The 2,500-nt window shown below is 57.5% G+C and carries 1 protein-coding gene; it reads right to left on the reverse strand.

What is annotated here, in order from left to right; genetic code table 11:
* Nucleotides 1-336: 336 nt before the first annotated feature.
* A complete protein-coding gene (locus tag WCA10_RS23065; protein WP_472824887.1) occupies nucleotides 337-2,229 on the reverse strand; it encodes a PP2C family protein-serine/threonine phosphatase in 1,893 nt (630 codons plus the stop codon).
* Nucleotides 2,230-2,500: the final 271 nt, after the last annotated feature.

The raw sequence follows: 2,500 nt of genomic DNA on the forward strand, positions 1-2,500 counted from the left end.
ATGTGTGGTTCTGCTTGATGCAGGAATCATCGGCCGAGAGGCACTGTTGCGTAACGGTAGATCCTGATCAGACCAACTGCGCGCCCTCCGGTGCGCGCCCACGAATCTTGTGCTTTTCCTTGACAGAAGATGACTTACATGGATGTGGTCAACCCAGACCTTTGACAGGTCTTCGCCTTGGCGGGGCGAAAATCGAGTAAAGGAAGGGTTGACGGTGACACGCCAACGACCTGGAATTCCGACGTGGAAGGAGTTTGCATTCAGCTCATGTGCACCCTGGGATCGGACTCACACTTTTCCCAAAACGCTAAAGCGGAGACACCAAAAGAGTGATCGTCAAGCGATAGCAAGACGATTGAGGGTAAGGACGGTTATGTCGTCAGTTTGGCCGAAGCGTTGCGCTTGCTCGGCGATGCTTTGAGCTGCCTGGGCGCTGATTTGACGAGTACGTTCAAACCCGAAGAGCTCGCCATCGGCGTTCTGGGCCTCAACGACGCCATCGGAGAGCAGGGTGAGGCGATCGCCGGGGTCCAGCGCAAGTGTGCTTTCTTCGTATGCTGGATCTGGAACGATTCCGAGAGGCAAAGTTCCGGCAACATCGATCTCCCGGCCGTTGCGGAAAGGGGCAAGGTGCCCAGCATTGGCGTAGCACAGGTTGCCACGCAAATCGAGCACTCCGCAAAAGCAGGTCACGAAGCCTCCACTGCTGGTGCGCACCAGTTCGGCGTTGAGGCGCATCAGGATCGCAGCGGGCCCCAAGCCTTCAAAAGCAAGGGTGCGCAGAGCGCCGATGGCCAGGACTCCGGTCATGGCTGCTTTCAGGCCTTTGCCGCTGACATCGCCGACCGCAATCACAAGACTGCCGTCCTGACGCGAAAGAATCTGGTAGAAGTCCCCGCCAACTTCCTCGGCGGGCAGATAGGCGGCTTCAATATGGCAGCCGGTAAGGGCAGGGATCGATGTTGGGACCAGTCGCTGCTGAATCTCCCGCGCGGCGTCGAGTTCGGCGGTTGCCCGTTCGTGCTCGAGAGTGATGCGCCGATGGCGGGACAACAGGACTGGGCAGATGGAAACGAGAAAGAAGAACATGGACAGATCGTCAAAGTCAAAGCCAAAGCGTCCAACGTGGAAATTCCTGAACCAGTGCACAGTGATTCCGAGCACTTCGATGATGCTAGCCAGAAGAAACGGGGGCAGGAGCAGACCAGCCTCGGCGTTTCCGCGTTTCCATTTCCACCCTAGAAAACCCAGCGAGCCAACGACAAAAGGCACTTGAACGACGAGCAGGATCACATGGAATGCTCTGTCAGACAATCGAGGCAGCCACGCGAATTGCTCGCTCAAGAAAGGAAGGCCAAACAGCACCGGAATGGCCAAAAGCAGGACCTGATAACCCTTCATCCAACGGTTGAGACGAACCCCGGTAAAGGCCGCGATGAAACCAACCAACGGCGCGTAGCGCCCGATCATCCCAAGAGCGTCCGTGAGAGGTGCGAAAGTGAGTGGAAGCAGTGGGTATACCCAGCTAAAGACCGATTCCAGCGACATCGTCCCATCAAGAAAAAGAAAAGCTGCGAACCATAGGTAAGCTCGCCCGTGAGGGTCGTTGCGAAAGACCAGCAGCAGGATTACTCCGCCAAGCAGCTCGCCTACGCAGAGTAACGTTTGCGGCAGGAAGTGATAAAAGTGGGTCGCGTCAGTGGCCGTGCGTATATCTTCGAGAACCGGCGCGCGGCCCCAAAGCACGTCACCGGCGCGTGGGAGGCTTGCAGCTCCGCCGTCGACTCCGACAATGCGAAGGGCAACCTTGGCTTGACCGGCAGGTAGATGGACCAGCAACCAACGGCGTGCGGCATCTGTTGTGCGGGGCCAGTTGCTGCAGTCAGCGGCTTTCTGTTCGTTCACAAACACCTGGCACTCCTCAGCGTTGGGATTCACAAGTAGTGCGGGGTTGGAGACCTGTTCGTCGGGCGTAACGGTGGCGCGCAGCCAGACGACTTTAGATCCCTGGGGTGGGATGCGTCCTGTGCCGAGCCGGTAAATTTGGCCAGAGCGCGGATCTGCAGAAGCGAATTCGCCGCCGGGAGGATCGCCTTCATCGAGAAGCCAGGGACCGTCGAGGCGTGCCGGTCCACCGGCGCTGTGCGAAATGATCGTCTGGGCGCGATCGAGAGGCGCAGTGGCGAGCGGGATCAGTGCCAAAGCAACAACGAAACAGGCACGGCGCAATGAACTGCCTCCGGGGGATATAGAGAGCCTGTCACATAAACTGAGAAAGTGGCAAGTTCCGTGTTCACAATCGAGAGGCCTTGAGTTCATTGCGGTGCAACTGGCCTTTTCATGCACTCCTGGCGAGTCGTGGCCAATCCGGACATTGATATGGTGTGACCCTGTCAACATCTTCGAATCGCTGGGGTGGTTTTTGTTTTGTTTCTTGCTTTTTCCCTTTCGAGGACAAGGTCAGCAGCAGCCGTGGCAGGTAATGGCGACGATTGATCAA

This window comes from Occallatibacter sp. (assembly GCF_049582745.1).
Lineage (GTDB): Bacteria > Acidobacteriota > Terriglobia > Terriglobales > Acidobacteriaceae > Telmatobacter.